Annotated in this window: 19 protein-coding genes; 16 read left to right on the top strand and 3 right to left on the bottom strand. The window is 47.1% G+C overall.

Going from position 1 to position 16,499, the window contains the following annotated elements; translation table 11 throughout:
* Window positions 1-261: 261 nt before the first annotated feature.
* From Q0882_RS04270 to Q0882_RS04255, 4 genes are all read left to right on the top strand, one after another.
* Window positions 262-1,035, top strand: coding sequence for an ABC transporter ATP-binding protein (locus Q0882_RS04270; RefSeq protein WP_299178447.1), 774 nt, complete (start codon window positions 262-264; stop codon window positions 1,033-1,035).
* 41 nt (window positions 1,036-1,076) lie between these two features.
* Window positions 1,077-1,826 (top strand): ABC transporter substrate-binding protein, encoded by a 750-nt coding sequence (locus Q0882_RS04265; protein ID WP_299178445.1) that lies wholly within the window; start codon window positions 1,077-1,079, stop codon window positions 1,824-1,826.
* Window positions 1,827-1,887: 61 nt separating this feature from the next.
* Complete coding sequence (locus Q0882_RS04260) at window positions 1,888-2,580, top strand: ABC transporter permease (RefSeq protein ID WP_299178443.1); 693 nt, start codon at window positions 1,888-1,890, stop codon at window positions 2,578-2,580.
* The gene (locus Q0882_RS04255) at window positions 2,577-3,302 is read left to right on the top strand and encodes an ABC transporter permease (RefSeq protein ID WP_299178441.1); all 726 of its coding nucleotides are present in this window, start codon (window positions 2,577-2,579) and stop codon (window positions 3,300-3,302) included. Before Q0882_RS04260 ends, Q0882_RS04255 begins: the two co-directional genes overlap by 4 nt.
* Before the next feature lie 2 nt (window positions 3,303-3,304).
* Here the strand turns inward: Q0882_RS04255 and Q0882_RS04250 are convergent, their stop codons facing one another.
* A complete protein-coding gene (locus Q0882_RS04250) occupies window positions 3,305-3,937 on the bottom strand; it encodes a LysE/ArgO family amino acid transporter (protein WP_299178439.1) in 633 nt (210 codons plus the stop codon).
* A 95-nt stretch (window positions 3,938-4,032) separates the two neighbouring features.
* Between Q0882_RS04250 and Q0882_RS04245 the strand changes: the two genes are divergently transcribed.
* Both Q0882_RS04245 and Q0882_RS04240 read left to right on the top strand, forming a co-directional pair.
* Window positions 4,033-4,950, top strand: a complete 918-nt coding sequence (locus tag Q0882_RS04245) for a LysR family transcriptional regulator ArgP (RefSeq protein ID WP_299178437.1) — start codon at window positions 4,033-4,035, stop codon at window positions 4,948-4,950.
* A 91-nt stretch (window positions 4,951-5,041) separates the two neighbouring features.
* Window positions 5,042-6,274, top strand: coding sequence for a GGDEF domain-containing protein (locus tag Q0882_RS04240; RefSeq protein WP_299178435.1), 1,233 nt, complete (start codon window positions 5,042-5,044; stop codon window positions 6,272-6,274).
* A gap of 19 nt (window positions 6,275-6,293) precedes the next feature.
* Here Q0882_RS04240 and moaE read toward each other — a convergent pair whose 3' ends face one another.
* Window positions 6,294-6,752, bottom strand: a complete 459-nt coding sequence (gene moaE / locus Q0882_RS04235) for a molybdopterin synthase catalytic subunit MoaE (protein WP_299178433.1) — start codon at window positions 6,750-6,752, stop codon at window positions 6,294-6,296.
* A 168-nt stretch (window positions 6,753-6,920) separates the two neighbouring features.
* Between moaE and Q0882_RS04230 the strand changes: the two genes are divergently transcribed.
* The 10 genes from Q0882_RS04230 (at window position 6,921) to Q0882_RS04185 (ending at window position 15,228) form a co-directional block, all read left to right on the top strand.
* Window positions 6,921-7,370, top strand: a complete 450-nt coding sequence (locus Q0882_RS04230; RefSeq protein ID WP_299178431.1) for an NUDIX hydrolase — start codon at window positions 6,921-6,923, stop codon at window positions 7,368-7,370.
* 11 nt (window positions 7,371-7,381) lie between these two features.
* On the top strand, window positions 7,382-8,497 hold the full coding sequence (gene mnmA, locus Q0882_RS04225) for a tRNA 2-thiouridine(34) synthase MnmA (protein WP_299178429.1): 1,116 nt from the start codon (window positions 7,382-7,384) through the stop codon (window positions 8,495-8,497).
* A 10-nt stretch (window positions 8,498-8,507) separates the two neighbouring features.
* Window positions 8,508-9,173: a high frequency lysogenization protein HflD gene (gene hflD, locus Q0882_RS04220; protein ID WP_299178427.1), complete on the top strand. Its 666-nt coding sequence runs from the start codon at window positions 8,508-8,510 to the stop codon at window positions 9,171-9,173.
* An 84-nt stretch (window positions 9,174-9,257) separates the two neighbouring features.
* Window positions 9,258-10,622: an adenylosuccinate lyase gene (gene purB, locus Q0882_RS04215; RefSeq protein WP_299178425.1), complete on the top strand. Its 1,365-nt coding sequence runs from the start codon at window positions 9,258-9,260 to the stop codon at window positions 10,620-10,622.
* A gap of 75 nt (window positions 10,623-10,697) precedes the next feature.
* The gene (locus Q0882_RS04210; RefSeq protein ID WP_299178423.1) at window positions 10,698-11,534 is read left to right on the top strand and encodes an alpha/beta hydrolase; all 837 of its coding nucleotides are present in this window, start codon (window positions 10,698-10,700) and stop codon (window positions 11,532-11,534) included.
* Between the two features lie 12 nt (window positions 11,535-11,546).
* Complete coding sequence (trmJ, locus tag Q0882_RS04205; RefSeq protein WP_299178421.1) at window positions 11,547-12,272, top strand: tRNA (cytosine(32)/uridine(32)-2'-O)-methyltransferase TrmJ; 726 nt, start codon at window positions 11,547-11,549, stop codon at window positions 12,270-12,272.
* A gap of 21 nt (window positions 12,273-12,293) precedes the next feature.
* Window positions 12,294-12,542 carry a hypothetical protein gene (locus Q0882_RS04200; RefSeq protein ID WP_299178420.1) on the top strand — a complete coding sequence of 83 codons (249 nt, stop codon included), beginning with the start codon at window positions 12,294-12,296 and terminating at the stop codon, window positions 12,540-12,542.
* A complete protein-coding gene (locus Q0882_RS04195) occupies window positions 12,542-13,693 on the top strand; it encodes a cupin domain-containing protein (RefSeq protein WP_299178419.1) in 1,152 nt (383 codons plus the stop codon). Before Q0882_RS04200 ends, Q0882_RS04195 begins: the two co-directional genes overlap by 1 nt.
* A gap of 133 nt (window positions 13,694-13,826) precedes the next feature.
* Complete coding sequence (locus Q0882_RS04190; protein WP_299178418.1) at window positions 13,827-14,666, top strand: enoyl-CoA hydratase-related protein; 840 nt, start codon at window positions 13,827-13,829, stop codon at window positions 14,664-14,666.
* 229 nt (window positions 14,667-14,895) lie between these two features.
* Window positions 14,896-15,228, top strand: coding sequence for a hypothetical protein (locus Q0882_RS04185; RefSeq protein ID WP_299178417.1), 333 nt, complete (start codon window positions 14,896-14,898; stop codon window positions 15,226-15,228).
* 25 nt (window positions 15,229-15,253) lie between these two features.
* Here Q0882_RS04185 and Q0882_RS04180 read toward each other — a convergent pair whose 3' ends face one another.
* Entirely contained in the window at window positions 15,254-16,192 is a 939-nt protein-coding gene (locus tag Q0882_RS04180) for a LysR family transcriptional regulator (RefSeq protein ID WP_299178416.1), read from the bottom strand.
* Window positions 16,193-16,499 lie beyond the last annotated feature (307 nt).

Below are 16,499 nucleotides of genomic sequence, written 5' to 3'. Positions count from 1 at the left end.
AGGATCAATTTTTTCTGAGTATTATCGATCACCACTCAATAAAGTTGATCCCACTGAATTTCACACACTAAACAGTAGATAAAAGCGCCCAGCTGGAAGATACAGAATAATCACCCATTTCGCTGCAACCTATGTAAATAAAGGCCTCTAGCGAGGTCAGCAAACACCGGAACAATCATTCAAGATAGGTTTGCGTTACATTTTCCTTTTTGCTGTAATGCGCCGTTTTATTACGAACAGAAGCACAGGGAAATGCCCTTTATGACAGATGCTACCGTCGCACTGGAAATAAGTGATCTCCATAAAAGCTACGGTTCCCTCGAGGTTTTGAAAGGGATCTCGTTAACAGCACATGAAGGAGATGTCATCTCTATCCTGGGCTCCAGTGGCTCAGGAAAAAGTACTTTCCTTCGCTGCCTGAACCTACTCGAAGCCCCCTCCTCTGGACAGATCAGTTTTGCCGGTGAGGCATTCAAACTTAAGCCCTCCAAAGAGGGTAACCTTGAATCAGCTGATCAGAAACAGCTAGAGAGAATGCGTGCTTCTATCGGTTTTGTCTTCCAAAACTTCAATCTCTGGCCACACATGACCGTGATTGAAAACATTATGGAAGCTCCCGTCCATGTGCTTAAGCAGGATAAGGCAACGGCGCGTGAAAAAGCTGAATCCTATCTGCGTAAAGTTGGCCTTTTCGATAAAAAGGATAGTTACCCCAACCAGTTGTCGGGTGGTCAGCAACAACGTATCGCCATTGCTCGAACCCTGGCTATGGAGCCAAGAGTACTGCTCTTTGATGAACCGACTTCAGCTCTCGATCCGGAATTAGTCAACGAAGTACTCAACGTCATGCGTGATCTTGCCGCTGAAGGCAGAACAATGCTGATCGTAACGCATGAGATGCGTTTCGCACGTGAAGTTTCCAGCCAGATCGTTTTCCTGCATCAAGGCCAGATAGAGGAGATAGGTGAACCAGAAAAGGTATTTACCAATCCAGACTCAGATCGCTGCCGTGCTTTCTTAAGTACCCACTTTTAACTTGCACTTAACTACAATAATTATTCCGCGAGGATAGATCGATGAGCTTTAAAAAATTTATCTCTGCTGCAACATTGATTGCTGCGACAATCGTAACACCGGCTATAGCAGGCGATAAGATTCGCATTGCGACTGAAGGTGCCTACGCTCCTTTCAATATGATTAATGCAGACGGTGAACTAGCCGGTTTTGATGTAGATATCGCCAATGCGCTCTGTGAACAGATGAAGGCGGATTGCAAAATTGTTGCCCAGGATTGGGACGGAATTATTCCAGGCCTTAAGGCTCGAAAATATGATGCGATTATTGCCAGCCTGTCGATCACTCCTGAACGTAGTCGCGTCGTAGCTTTCACTGACCACTACTACTCAAACTCTCTGACATTTGTCAGTGGTAAAGGGAGTACCTTTGATCCCAAAGCACTTAAAGGCAAAGTGATTGGCGCTCAACGTGCCACAATCGCAGGACAGTACCTTGAAGATCACCTGGGTGATGTAGCGACGGTTAAACTCTACGATACACAGGATAATGCTTACCTGGATCTATCCAGCGGCCGCCTTGATGCAATTCTGTCTGATAAGCTTCCAGCATACGACTGGCTTCAATCTGAAGAGGGCCAGGCATTTGAATTTCGTGGTGACAAAATTGATATTGATGACAAGATAGCGATCGCTGTCCGGAAACAGGACAAGCAGCTAAAACAGCGTATCAATCAGGCTCTTCAAGCGATTATTGAAAACGGGACATACGAAAAAATTAACGCTAAGTACTTCCCGTTCTCTATCTACTAAGCTGACATTCAAAGGGGATCGGTTGACTTAAGTAAGCGATCCCTTTTATCAGGTAACCTTTATGGATCTTCAGGGCTTTGGGCACCTCTTAATAAGCGGCGCCTGGATCACAATTCAGTTAGCGGTATGCAGTCTCTTTGTCGGGCTCCTGTTTGGAATCATCGGCGCTTCGGCAAAGCTGTCCTCATCCAAAACAGCTAATCTGCTGGGAAACAGCTATACCCTCTTCGTACGGGGTATGCCTGAACTGCTGCTCGTTTTGACTATCTATTTCGGCTCTTCTGCTGTATTGATGGCTATCGCGAGCCTGTTTGGATATGACGAGTATATTGAGTTAAGCCCTTTTGTTGCGGGTGTCACGGCTCTCAGCATTGCATTCGGTGCGTATGCTACCGAGGTGTTCCGCAGCGCGATGCAAGAGATCCCTAAAGGTCAAAGAGAAGCAGCCGTGGCTTTGGGAATGTCACGTTTCCAGACTTTCAGACGCATCACCCTACCTCAGGTCTGGAGATTAGCTCTCCCAGGACTGGGAAACCTTTTCCTGGTTCTTCTAAAGGATACGGCACTGGTCTCTGTGATCGGCCTGAATGAACTGATGCGACAAGCTTCCGTTGCAGTTGGCAATACCAAAGAGCCGTTCACCTTCTATTTTGCAGCAGCCATGGTTTACCTGCTGATGACATCTATCTCAATGGCGGGGCTACACCTGCTTGAACGCAAAGCCAATCAAGGCTATCAGGGGGCACGCTCATGAGCTGGGAATGGGATGTTATCCTCGAACACTACCCCCGCCTCCTTCAGGGCGCCTGGCTGACACTGGAGCTGGTCCTTTTTTCCGGCTTTGTAGGCTTGATGCTGGCGATCCCACTGGCGTTGATGCGCGTTTCAGATCGACCATGGATACAAGCGATTCCCTTTGCTTATATCTTTTTTTTCAGAGGCACACCTCTGCTGATCCAGATCTTTCTGATCTACTACGGTGCATCACAGTTCAGCATTATCAAAGAGTCTGCATTATGGCCAATACTGCGAGAACCTTACTGGTGTGCCATCATCACATTCGCACTTCATACAGCGGCCTACATTGCTGAGCTCCTTAGAGGGGCAATACAGTCTATTCCCAAAGGGGAAATTGAGGCTGCTCGGGCACTCGGCATGAGCTATCCACTAATGCTGAGACGCATCATTCTACCAAGAGCCTTCGGCATTATGATGCCATCATACGGTAACGAAGTTATTTTGATGCTTAAGGGAAGCGCCCTGGCCAGTACTATTACACTCCTTGACCTCACCGGTATGGCACGAACAATTATCGCAAGAACCTACACCCCCCTAGAGATCTTCCTTGCCGCCGGAGTGATCTATCTGATTATCAGCGCCCTCCTGATTTTGCTATTCCGCATTCTGGAGAAGCGATTTAACCGCCACCAACACTGGCCCAATGAAAGACCCAAAGATCTCGATCCTCAACACTGACACTAAAACCTGGGCCAGAGCAAACTTACCGCGATGGCCCACATCATCACGCCAATCATCAAATCCAATATTCGCCACGCATTCCTGCTCTGAAAAACCGGGCGAAGATATCGAGCACCATATGCAATCCCAAAAAACCAGATAAACGAAAAGCTGATAGCCCCACCGGTAAACCAGTATCGTTCGGTCTCTGCATACTGCCCACCAATGCTCCCGATCAGTACCAGCGTATCCAGATATGCATGCGGATTAAACAGTGTCACAACGGCTGTTGTTACCAGTGCAGCCTTTAAGCTGAGTGTCCGATCTTCACTCTCCTCTATCCGCTTTGGGGAATATGATGCATAGAACGAGCGGAGACCAAAAGCAAAGAGGAAACAAGCACCCAACCAACGAAAACTTGTCATTAAAAAATCGGATTGCGAAACCAGCGCACCAACGCCAACAGTCCCCGCCGTAATCAGTACCGCATCAAACAGAAAGCATAACCAGGCAACCGGCCAGTGATGCTCGCGCTTCAATCCTTGCGCGAGTACAAATGCATTTTGTGCACCGATAGCCACGATCAGTCCGGCACTGGTAGCCAGCCCTTTCAGTAATGCAACCAGATAAGCTGAAGTGAATAATGAAGTCATGTATTTCGCTCTACTTAATTTCGGCTGAAAGATTGCGCAAACCGAGAGAAAAAGTAAAACTAATATTATTAATGAATTATAAGTAGAACTAATAAATGCTGGATTACAAACAACTTCAAACTCTCGCTGCGGTACTCGAAGAGGAAAGCTTTGATAAGGCTGCCAGAAAGCTCCATGTGACCCAGTCGGCAATATCACAGAGACTTAGACAGCTCGAGGAACAGATCGGGAAAGTTTTAGTCATCAGAACCAACCCACCACAAGCCACTGATGCTGGCCAGCTTTTACTCAAGCATTATCGACAGGTCATGCTCCTGCAAGTAGAGCTCGACCAATCCCTGACTAAGCAGGCAGTCAATAACTATACCCAGATAGCAATTGGCCTGAACGCTGACAGTCTTGCCACCTGGTTTCTGGATGCCGTTACCCCACTTCTTGAACGTAACAAAATTCTCTTAGATCTTAAGGTTGAGGATCAGGACCAAACTCACCACCTCCTTCGCAGCGGTCAGGTCGCCGGATGCATTAGCTCAAGTAACAGCGCCATGCAGGGGTGTAACTGCATCCCTTTAGGTGTGATGCCCTATCGCTGCATTGCCAGCCCGGCTTATATCAAAAAATACTTTCCGTCCGGCATCACTAAGAAAGGGTTTACACAAGCGCCAGTTGCAGAATTTAGCAATAAAGATGAACTCCAAAACCGGTACCTGTCACGATTTTTTGATCTTAAACCCAACGATTATCCCAAACACAGAATCCCATCAACTGAATCCTTCCTCCAATTGATTGTGCAGGGGCATGCCTGCGGAATGGTACCGGACCAACAGAGCGAGATGTTAATTGACACAGGTAAAATCGTAGATATGACACCGGGCCGGTACATCGCAGTTCCCCTTTACTGGCATGTTTGGGGGTTAAATTCAGACATGTACCGCAAATTAACATCGGCACTGGCGATGACGGCTAAACAGAGACTCGATCCCTTCAACATTCATCAAGACGCTCTTAATTAATAAACAACCCGCCTTCCCCGTTTCAGCTTGCAATAAAATAAACTATTAGTTTCAATTAGTTACTAAATAACCCAAATAAATAGAATCCAGGATGACGTTAAAGCAACATAGAAAGAGCAATCGTTATATTTTCAGCCTGGCTTTCGTAATAGCCCTTCTCATTCTGGTCAATGGTGGTTTTGCCTATTGGCAGATGCAACAGGTGAAAGCGGAGTTTTATGAGGTTGCAAATCGGGACCTTCCCCTCGCTGCACAACTTCTTCCCCTGATCGATCGACAGTTTGAACAAACATTATTGATCGAGAAGCTGCATAATATTAAAGATGCTCACAAGCTATCGGTCATAACCATACTCGAAGAAAGTTTCATTCGTACTGGTGAGAAATTCAACGAAGCTTCTGAAGGCCTGAATCTGCTTCTCACACCTTTACTAACTTCCCAGCGAGAAATAACCCGCCAAAAAATGAGCAGGGTTAAACACCTGCTTGAACAGGTCATTACCGAGCATTCCCACTACCAGACTCAAGTCATCCAATTGATTGAGACAATCAAATCTAATCAAATAACCGTCTCTTCGGACTTCATCGCATTATTAAGCAAAGAGGAAAGCGACCTCACTAAGGAGTTAATCACTTTACGAGATGAACTCCAGCGCTTTACTCAGGATTCTGCTCACGCCGTCGAGCGACACGAAGCCTGGGTCATCAAAGGCGTCGTGCTGTTTACTCTTTTCGTTTTCTCGCTCGGTACCATAATGCTGCTACTTATTCGCCAGGTGATGAGTAGTCGCGACGATGCGATAGAGGAGATAAACTATTTTGCTAGCTATGATCCCCTAACTGACCTACTTAATCGCAGGCAGTTCTTCAGCAGTCTTGACCTCGCCATTGCTGACGCCAGGAGTCACGAGAACCACATCAGCTTATGTGTCTGCGATCTGGATCATTTCAAGGGAATTAATGATTCATTAGGTCACCAAGCCGGGGACAAAGTTCTAGCAACATTCGCCCAACTCTTGCGCGAGAAAACTCGTGATACTGACTTTGCGGGCCGCTTTGGCGGGGATGAATTTGTGATCTGCTTTCCAAATACAACCCAATTGGAAGCCAGTAAGATCATAGAACGTATTAGAAAGTCATTTGCTGAAAAACAGTTCAATAACGGCAACTGCACGTTTAAGGTAACTGCCACATTTGGTGTTGCTCAGTGGCAGCCAATACACACAAGCAGCGACGGTCTTATGGAATCGGCTGACCAAGCACTTTATAAGGCAAAAGAGCTAGGCCGTAACAGAGTCATTACCAGTCAACTAATACATGAGTAATTATGTAAAACGTTAAAACCTACCATTTATCTGCGGCTTTAAGGTCACTCGCCTTCTGCTCAACCCACAGTTCACCCTCAGAGGAGATCTCTTTTTTCCAGAAAGGCGCATCCTTTTTAAGATAATCCATAATGAACTGAGCCGCTTCAAATGCGTTATTGCGGTGAGCACTTCCGACACCTACAAAAACGATATTTTCATTGAGAGACAAACGCCCAACTCGATGACTGATGACGATATTTCCCAGCTCCCAACGCTCTCTCGCTTTTACAGCGATAGCAGCCAAGGCTTTCTCTGTCATTCCAGGATAATGCTCAAGAAATAAAGCCTCGAGCGAGGCGTTACCGTTTTCCAGCTCTCTGACAATTCCTGTGAATGTCACTATTGCACCACTGGTCGCATCATTTGCCCTGACCCGTTCCGACAGATCACCAATATCAAAGTCATCTGTTTGCACAAAGATTTCAGTTACAGACATCACACAAATACTCCATTGACAGTCATCGTGATCATAGCACTTTTCTGGCGACTTTATTCAACCACACTGACGGTAAACGGCTATCTAAAAACCGGCGATAATGATAAGGTTATCCGCTATAATTTTGGCCACAAAACCCTGCTAACACACGAAATATAGAGGATTAGAATGAGCTGGCACCCTCACGCTACTGTTGCTGCCATTGTTGAAAAAGAGGGCAAGTTTTTACTGGTCGAAGAACACTCATCCGGGCAGATTGTTCTGAATCAACCTGCAGGACACATTGAAGAGGATGAAACCTTCATCACAGCCGTCTGCCGCGAAACACTTGAGGAAACTGCCTGGCATATAGACCCCAAGTATCTTGTCGGGCTCTATATTTATAAATCAGCGCTGAACAACACGACATACCATCGGGCCTGTTTCTATGCTGAAGCGATTCGGCATGAAAGTGCGCGCCAACTTGATAAAGGGATCATTCAAGCGATCTGGATGAGCCGGGATGAGATCGCTGCACAACAGGAAAAATTAAGAAGCCCAATGGTGTTGCGCTGTATTGATGATTATCTGGCCGGCAAGCAATATCCTCTCAATCTGATAACCGAATACTTAAACTGAATCAAGTTCCTATGACAGATCATACTGATACCAAAGTGATCGTCGGCATGTCCGGCGGCGTTGACTCATCCGTTTCTGCCCTGCTTTTACAACAACAAGGCTATCAGGTGGAAGGCCTGTTTATGAAAAACTGGGATGAGGATGATGGCACTGAATACTGTACAGCCAAAGATGATCTGGCGGATGCCCAGGCGGTGTGTGACAAACTGGGTATCCATCTGCATACCGCAAACTTTGCTGCTGAGTATTGGGATAATGTCTTCGAGCATTTCCTCGAAGAGTACAAGGCTGGCAGAACTCCTAATCCTGACATCCTCTGCAACCGGGAGATTAAGTTTAAAGCCTTTCTCGAATACGCTTTAGAGCTTGGGGCAGATCTGATCGCAACTGGCCACTATGTACGCCGTGGTGATAGATCAGGCAAAACATGTCTGCTCAAAGGAATAGATAACAATAAAGATCAAAGCTATTTCCTACACCAGGTTGGACAGAAAGAGATTGAGAAAACCCTCTTTCCTGTAGGCGAGCTGGAGAAACCCGAGGTTCGGAAACTGGCAGAACAACACGATCTTGTAACTCATAACAAAAAGGACAGTACCGGAATCTGCTTCATTGGCGAGCGCCGCTTCAGTGATTTCCTTAAGCAGTATCTACCTGCTCAGCCGGGCAAGATCGAAACTCCTGACGGTGATGTTATTGGTGAACATACAGGCTTAATGTATTACACCATCGGCCAGCGCCAGGGGTTGCAGATCGGCGGTTTGAAAAACTATCCCGAAGAACCCTGGTTTGTCGCCGGAAAGGACCTTGAACGCAACGTCCTGATCGCTGTACAGGGCAAACAACATGACCTGCTCTTTACTGACTGGCTTACAGCTGACGAGCTGTTCTGGATTAACGGTGAAGAGCCCGAACTACCTTTCAAATGTAAGGCGAAAGTACGGTATCGCCAGAGCGATCAGAGCTGCATTATTGAGCGTCATGGTGAAAGCGGGTATCGCATTAGTTTTAGCGAACCACAGCGCGCCATCACCCCCGGGCAATCTGTCGTTATCTACACTAAAGATATCTGTCTCGGTGGCGGTGTTATTGAAAAAACCGGTAAGCATAAAGAATTAAGTAACTGAGGTTGTCGCTGTGTCCCGTGCTCATGATGAACAAACATTAGGATTAGCTGGCCTTTTTCAGGCAGCCGCTCTGGTAGAACAGATCGCAACTCGCGGCATGGTTTCGCAGAACACATTTGAAACCAGTATCTTCAGCATCATGCAGCTTGATCCTGAGACGTCAGAGGATATCTATGGAGGTTCCGATGAACTGCCCTACAATCTCCATCTGGGATTGCAGAATCTCAAGGATATGGTCGAGAAACCGCGCGCTGAACATAATAAAGATGTGGTCCGCTATGCACTCAGCATGATGCATCTGGAACGTAAGCTAAGTGCTAACCCCGAGATGCTACAAACCATTGCCCAACGACTAAAGCAGGTTTCAGAACAAGCACGCTATTTTAATCCTGATGACCCGGATGCAATGAGCAACCCGGCAACATTTTGTCATCCCAATGTTATCGCAAACATTGCCAGCCTCTATCAGGACACCATCAGCAGCTTTAGCTTTCGCATTCAGGTAACCGGTGATCCTCGCCATCTGCAAAATAGTGAGAATGCAGCCAAAGTCAGGGCGCTTCTGCTCGCAGGCATCCGTAGTGCGATGCTTTGGCGTCAAAAGGGTGGCAAGCGCTGGCAACTGCTGTTTTTCAAGTCTCGCATTCGTCCATCGCTAAAAAAAATCATGGGATAACCTCCCGGTAAAACTTCGAAAAAGCGACTCACTCAGGTATAATGCGCGCCTAATTTTTAACCTAATAAAGGTAGAGATCGATTCATGGAGCTTTCCGCACTGACTGCCGTTTCTCCGGTTGATGGCCGCTATGGCAGCAAAACTGCTGACCTGCGCGATGTTTTTAGTGAATATGGCCTGATCCGCTTCCGCGTTGAAGTTGAAGTCCGCTGGCTACAGAAACTTGCTTCTCACTCTCAGATCACTGAAGTACCAGCACTGAGTACCGATGCAAACGCTCTGCTGAACTCGATCGTCGACAACTTTGGCCCTGCAGACGCTCAGGCAGTTAAAGATATTGAACGCACCACCAACCACGATGTGAAAGCGGTTGAGTATTTCATCAAAGACAAATTCAAAGATAATGCCGAGCTGATGGCGATCAATGAGTTTGTTCATTTCGCATGTACCTCTGAAGACATCAATAACCTTTCTCACGCATTGATGCTGAAAAATGGATTAGATGTTGTACTGCCACAGATGCAGCAGGTTACAGACGAGATCGCCCAGCTGGGTCGTGATTTCGCTGAACAGCCAATGCTGTCACGCACACACGGTCAAACTGCCTCCCCTACCACCGTAGGTAAAGAGATGGCAAATGTTGCTTATCGCATGCAGCGCCAGATCAAACAGCTTGAGAGCGTTGAGCTCCTAGGCAAGATCAACGGTGCGGTTGGCAACTATAATGCGCACCTTTCTGCATACCCTGATGTTGATTGGGAGATTAATGCGAAAGATTTCGTCGAAAGCCTGGGGCTCTCCTGGAACCCGTACACCACTCAGATTGAGCCTCACGATTATATTGCTGAGCTATTTGATGCGGTGGCCCGCTTTAACACAATCCTGATCGATTTTGACCGCGATATCTGGGGCTACATCTCACAGGCGTACTTCAAACAGAAAACGATTGCAGGCGAAGTAGGCTCCTCTACAATGCCTCATAAAGTCAATCCGATCGATTTTGAAAACTCCGAAGGCAACCTGGGTATTGCGAATGCAATCATGAGTCACCTGGCCCAGAAGCTCCCGATCTCCCGCTGGCAGCGTGACCTCACAGATTCTACTGTACTTCGAAACATGGGTGTTGGTTTTGGCTATAGCCTGATCGCCTATCAGTCCAGCTTAAAAGGTATTAGCAAGCTGGAACTCAATCCGACTCAACTGAATGAAGATCTGGAAAATGCCTGGGAAGTACTGGCAGAGCCGATTCAGACAGTGATGCGCCGCTACGCAATTGAAGAGCCATACGAGAAGCTTAAAGCGCTGACACGCGGTCAGGATATGAGCAAAGAAACGATCCTGGCTTTCGTAGATACACTCGATATGCCAGAAGAAGCTAAACAAGCACTTAAAGAGCTGACTCCGCATACCTACATCGGTAATGCAGTTGCGCAGGCAAAAAAGATCTAAGCCTCTGCTGTTTTGAGCAATCTAACTGAAACGGGGCTATAGCCCCGTTTTTCATATACTGGAACTGATACTCACATGGAACATTTCAAGCGACCTGACGGAACAGAAATCCATTACATCTCTCTAGGCGAAGGATCGACCACACTGGTTTTTCTTCACGGCTGGACGGCCAGTGTACGTGAATGGCTTCCTTTCGCATCGGAACTTGCTGAAAATCATCGTGTCGTAAGCTGGGATGCGCGCGGCCATGGTGCCCATGAGTATTCTGCAGAGAACGAGATCAGCCTTCCCTCAATGGCGGACGACCTTGACGCTATGTTGGCACAGCTTGATATCAACGACGCCGTGCTGATTGGCCACTCGATGGGAGCATTGACCTCCTGGGAGTATATCCGCCGCCATGGTTGCCAGCGCCTGAAAGGTCTCTGTGTAGTCGATCAATCACCAAAGCTTGTAACGGATTCTGACTGGCAGCACGGCGTGTACAGCAACTTCTGTTCAGATACCAATCACGCTTTTCTTGGGCGCTTAACTGAAAACTTTGCTGAAGCGGTTCTTGAGCTAATCGCGTTTGGTAAAAACCGTCGATCTCGTGAAAACTATGAGCAGAACTCTCGAGGCTTCCAACAGATGCGAAGCTACCTTGAAAAACAGCCTGCTGCACTGCTTACCCGCTGCTGGGATAGCATTACACAGCAGGATTATCGTGAAACTGTCAAAGGGATTAGCCTTCCGACACTATTGATCTACGGCGACGAAAGCCAATTTTACAGCGCGGAGCTTCAACAGTGGATCAACCAGGCGATCAAAGGCTCAGAGCTTCATATCTACGAGAACTCAGACCACTCCCCTCATTTGTGGCATAAAGAACGTTTTATTTACGACCTGAATCGATTCGTCGATTCTTTATGAGATATATCAGATATGCTTTCGAACATCAGAGTTGTACTCATCAACACCTTCCATCCCGGCAATATCGGCGCAGCAGCACGTGCAATGAAAAATATGGGACTAACTCAGCTCTATCTGGTAGAGCCTGAAGAGTTCCCCAGTGAAGAAGCCTATTCTCGCGCAGCGGGCGCCAAAGATCTTCTTGAGTCCGCCATTGTCGTAAATACCCTGGAAGAAGCGATTAGCGATTGCCAACTGGTGATTGGTACCAGCGCCAGAACAAAGCGCACTTTTGACCTTCCGCTTCTGGATGCCCGCAAAGGCTCTGAGCGCATAGTTGCTGAAGCCGAGTCAGCCCCAGTTGCACTTGTTTTTGGACGTGAAACGATGGGGCTTCATAACCATGAACTGCAGCAGTGCAACTTCCATGTTTATATTCCAGCAAACCCTGAATACCCTGTATTGAATGTCTCACAAGCCATTCAGTTACTTTGTTATGAAGTATTCATGACTGCTGAGGGCAAGAGCTACCCTGAAATCCAGGAGGAGTACCCCCGCCAGAAAGAGATGACTCTGTTTTTCGAGCATCTTGAAAAGGTACTACGATTGACCGATTTCATCATCCCTCAACATGAGGGTAAAGTACTCGACAAACTGCGCCGTTTTTTCAATCGCTCACGCCCTGAACGGACTGAACTTAATATGCTTCGCGGCATCCTGACATCCGTTGAAGAAACCGTAGATAAACTTAAAAAATAACCTTCGACAAGGCCTATTACGATGGAAGAGAATTTAGCAGTCCTGCTGAAACAAGCCGATGACCTCCGATCCGGTATTGCAAAGATGCACAACGAATCCAAGATGATGGGCTACAACGCTGTAGGCATCCGGGAATGCGCTACAACCTTGCAGAAGTGCATCAAAAAAGTGGGCAATAACAAGCTGGCTGCTTTAGCAGCGAGAGACAAACGCAAAGTGTATGCCGAAATGGAAGAAGCGATTGAACAGCTACTGGAGTTTATTGACTAGTGAACTCCCCTTTCGGTGATATCAGTGTAGAAGAGTTCCTCCGGGATTACTGGCAAAAAAAACCACTGCTTATAAGAGATGCTTTTCCGGACTTCCAACCGCCTGTTACAGCTGATGAATTGGCAGGAATGGCTCTTGAAGAAGATGTAGAATCCCGCCTGATCATACAATCCCCTGATGGAAAAGAGTGGCAACTGAAGCATGGTCCTCTGCAGGAGGATATATTTGCATCCCTTCCTGACTCCCACTGGACGCTTCTTGTGCAAGCTGTCGATCACTGGGTTCCTGAAGCCAGCGAGCTGGTAGAACAGTTTCGTTTTGCACCTAACTGGCGCCTTGATGACCTCATGGTCAGTTATGCTGCTGATGGCGGTGGTGTTGGGCCTCACTACGATAATTATGACGTTTTCCTGATTCAGGCATCAGGCACACGCCGCTGGGAAGTTGGTGGAATCTATGGAGAAGACTCTCCTCGCAGGCCAGATGTACCTGTGATGATTCTACCGGAGTGGGATACAGAACAGAGCTGGGACCTTCAACCCGGCGATATGCTCTATCTCCCCCCACGGCTTGGTCATAATGGCTATGCAATTGGTGATGACTGCATGACCTACTCTATCGGCTTCCGCGCCCCCTCCCATCAGGAGATCCTGACGGGTTTCACAACCTACCTTGATAGTATCACCAGCGCTGAAGATCGTTACTCCGACCCCGATCTATCGATTCAGAGCAACCCAGGCGAGATTACTGAAGACGCTATTCAACGCGTGCAATCGATTCTGCATGAGTATATCGACTGCCCGGAACTGCTATCACACTGGTTTGGTCAGTTCATGACAGAACCTAAATACCCCGATCTGGCAGGCGAGCAAAGTATTGAACTCGATGAAGGCGAGATAGAAAACCTGATTTGTTCAGGTGTGCCCTTATGCAGAACTGAAGGTGCACGCTTTGCCTTTCATCGGCATGATCAGCATTTCATCCTCTTCGCCGATGGCAAAGGCTGCGCCTGCAGCCCGGAACAGACCGAGCTTGCCGAGAAACTCTGTGCCGGTGTATACCATTCAGATATCCTTCCATCTGAAGAGAACCTACTCCTTATCAAGGCACTACTGTTACAAGGCTCTCTCTATTTTCCTGTTGAATCCTGATCTCTGTTACCTATTATGCGTATCACATTAACGCATAATAGGTACTTTCCCTTATATCTTAACTCGTTTCTGGTAGACTGAACCTACTCTCTTAGAGAACCATTTCTAACAAGAACAAGAGTCGGACTTCTTTATGACGGATATAGCCGCTTTACCCCAGCTGATTGATAGCAGTCTCACACTGATCGATAGGATCGCAACCCTCACTTTCAAACGTCACGATGTTCGTAACGCCCTCACAGGCACCGCACTAATCGATGATATTCTTCAGGTCTGTGAATGGGCTAATTATTGCCCAGACGTATCCGTACTGATCATCACTGGCGAAGGCAGTGCTTTTTCCGCCGGAGGAAACATTAAAGAGATGACCGAACGCTACGGTGAGCATCAGGATGGCGCATTCGGAGGCGATGTATACACTGTCCAGAATAAATACCGCCAGGGCATACAACGCATTCCGCTCGCACTGACTAAACTTGATATACCTGTCATAGCAGCCGTCAATGGTGCAGCAATTGGCGCTGGATTTGATCTGACTTGCATGTGCGATATCCGCATCGGTTCAAGCAAAGCACAAATGGGTGAAACATTTGTCAATCTGGGCATCATACCCGGAGATGGCGGTGCGTATTTCCTTCAAAGGCTGATCGGTTATCAGAGGGCTGCCGAACTTACATTAACTGGCCGTGTATTTGGCGCACAGGAAGCAAAGGAACTTGGCATCCTTCTAGATGTAGTAGAACCTGATGAGTTACTTCATCGAGCCAATGAGCTAGCACAACAGATGGCTGCCAAACCTCCCCAAGCCCTGCGCATGAGCAAACGCTTATTGAAAACCGCGCAGAAAATGGACCTACCTGAATTTCTGGAGCAGTGCGCCCTGATGCAGGGAATCTGTCATAACACCGAAGATCACATGGAAGCGGTCACCGCTTTTGTTGAAAAGCGCCCTGCCAGCTACCGGGGAAAATAGATCCCTCAAATGCCCGAGGGTGGTCACAACTGCAATGAGCCAGCAACCAAGGAATAAAATAGCCCCTTATTGCTTATTAACTGCAGGTGATGTGATCACCTTCAATACACCGCTCCTGTGTTTTGCGCACTCGCTCATCGAAACATTAGATTCGTTATTATTTCCTTTAGCATGTGAGAACTGAGCGTTAAAATTCTCACACAAACTCAACTGATGATATCCAACGGCGATGAACACAACACAAAACGAAATAACAGTTCAATCAAATCCAACACTTGAATCTGAGATCAATGCCGCGCGCATCAATGCACTTGAACTTAAACTCGAAACCCTTTCAATTATCACTGAGTCATTGTGGACTATTATCGAAGCTAACAAACTGAAACTATCTGATGATCTGAAAGCAGAAATGGCTAAGGTGATTGACGCTCGAACAGCACGAAGCTCACTCAAAGTAAGCTGCAATCATTGCGGTTCGAAACAACCTCATACAGAAAAACACTGCTCAGCGTGCAGTGAAGTACTGGATAACCCTATCGAGATCTCACCTTTTGATTATTGATCTGATCGAGTTCACGATTAACAGATCATCCACCACTACTCTGCGCAACCTCAGTAATCACACCTCGAATCCACTTATGGGCAGCATTATGTTGCAGCAACGGACTCCAGGCCATTTTCAGTTCAAAGTCTGGCACATCGAATGGTGGCTTCTTCATAACCAGGCGAGGGTTATCTGATTGTGCAGCCGCCTTAGTTGGGATAGTCGCTACCAGTCCTTTCTGCTCAGCCAACAAGGCTGCAGATTGATAGTGACGGGTAAATACAGAGATATGTCGCTTTACTCCAATCGCTTCTAACGCTTCATCCACCCAGCCGAGCCGCTTGGTGTCTTTCGGAGTAATTCCCATCCCCGCCCCCATACCAGTTTTGCTCACCCAAACGTGTCGCGCCATAAGATAGCTATCCAAACTGAAATCACGTGAAATAGGATTATCAACCGAAAAAAGGCAGGAAAAGCTGTCTCTCCATAATGTCTTTTGATGAAACGACTGCGGCATCGTGTCGAAGCGATTTATGACAAGATCAACTAGCCCCTGTTCAACCTCAAGAAAGCTCATATCACTGGGTGTGAGTATATCCAAAACCACATCAGGTGCTTCCTTACGCAATCGGTTCAAAAGCTTGGGAATCAGCGTTGCTTCACCATAATCACTGGTCATGATACGGAATACACGATCACTTGAACGTGCATCAAAGTCACTACTTGGCTCTATCACTTGCTCAACAGAAGCCAGTATCTGGCGGAGTAACGGTTGCAGAGTCTGCGCCCTTTCTGTAGGGATCATTCCATCACTTGTCCGCACCAGAAGCGGGTCGCCAAAGGTTTCACGCAGTCGCCGCAATCCATTACTCATTGCTGGCTGCGTAATCCCAAGCAGGCTGGCCGATCGAGTAACATTTCGCTCCCGCAGCAATACATCAAGGTATACCAAAAGGTTGAGATCGATCTTATCGAGATTCATATCAATGCCGCATCAATACTGTGGTTACAGAATGGTAACACACGATTATTCATAGAATAAATAGCGCAAATAAAGTTCATTTATTTCAATTATATCAACAAGCACAATAGAATCGATTGCGAAACTTTTAAGCAGCAACCAAAACTTGCTGAAAAAATATGGAAGGAAAAACCATGTCTACACTGAATCAAGATATCGATAGCATCACAGCGCTGAAAACCGATGCGGGTAGCCCTTGGGATGCAATCAACCCAGAATCTGCTGCACGCATGCGTGCTCAGAACAAATTCAAAACTGGCCTGGATAT

This window comes from uncultured Neptuniibacter sp., from assembly GCF_947498015.1.
Lineage (GTDB): Bacteria > Pseudomonadota > Gammaproteobacteria > Pseudomonadales > Balneatricaceae > Neptuniibacter.
Note: the sequence above shows the minus strand (reverse complement) of the source record. Positions and strands in the feature narration are given on the sequence as shown.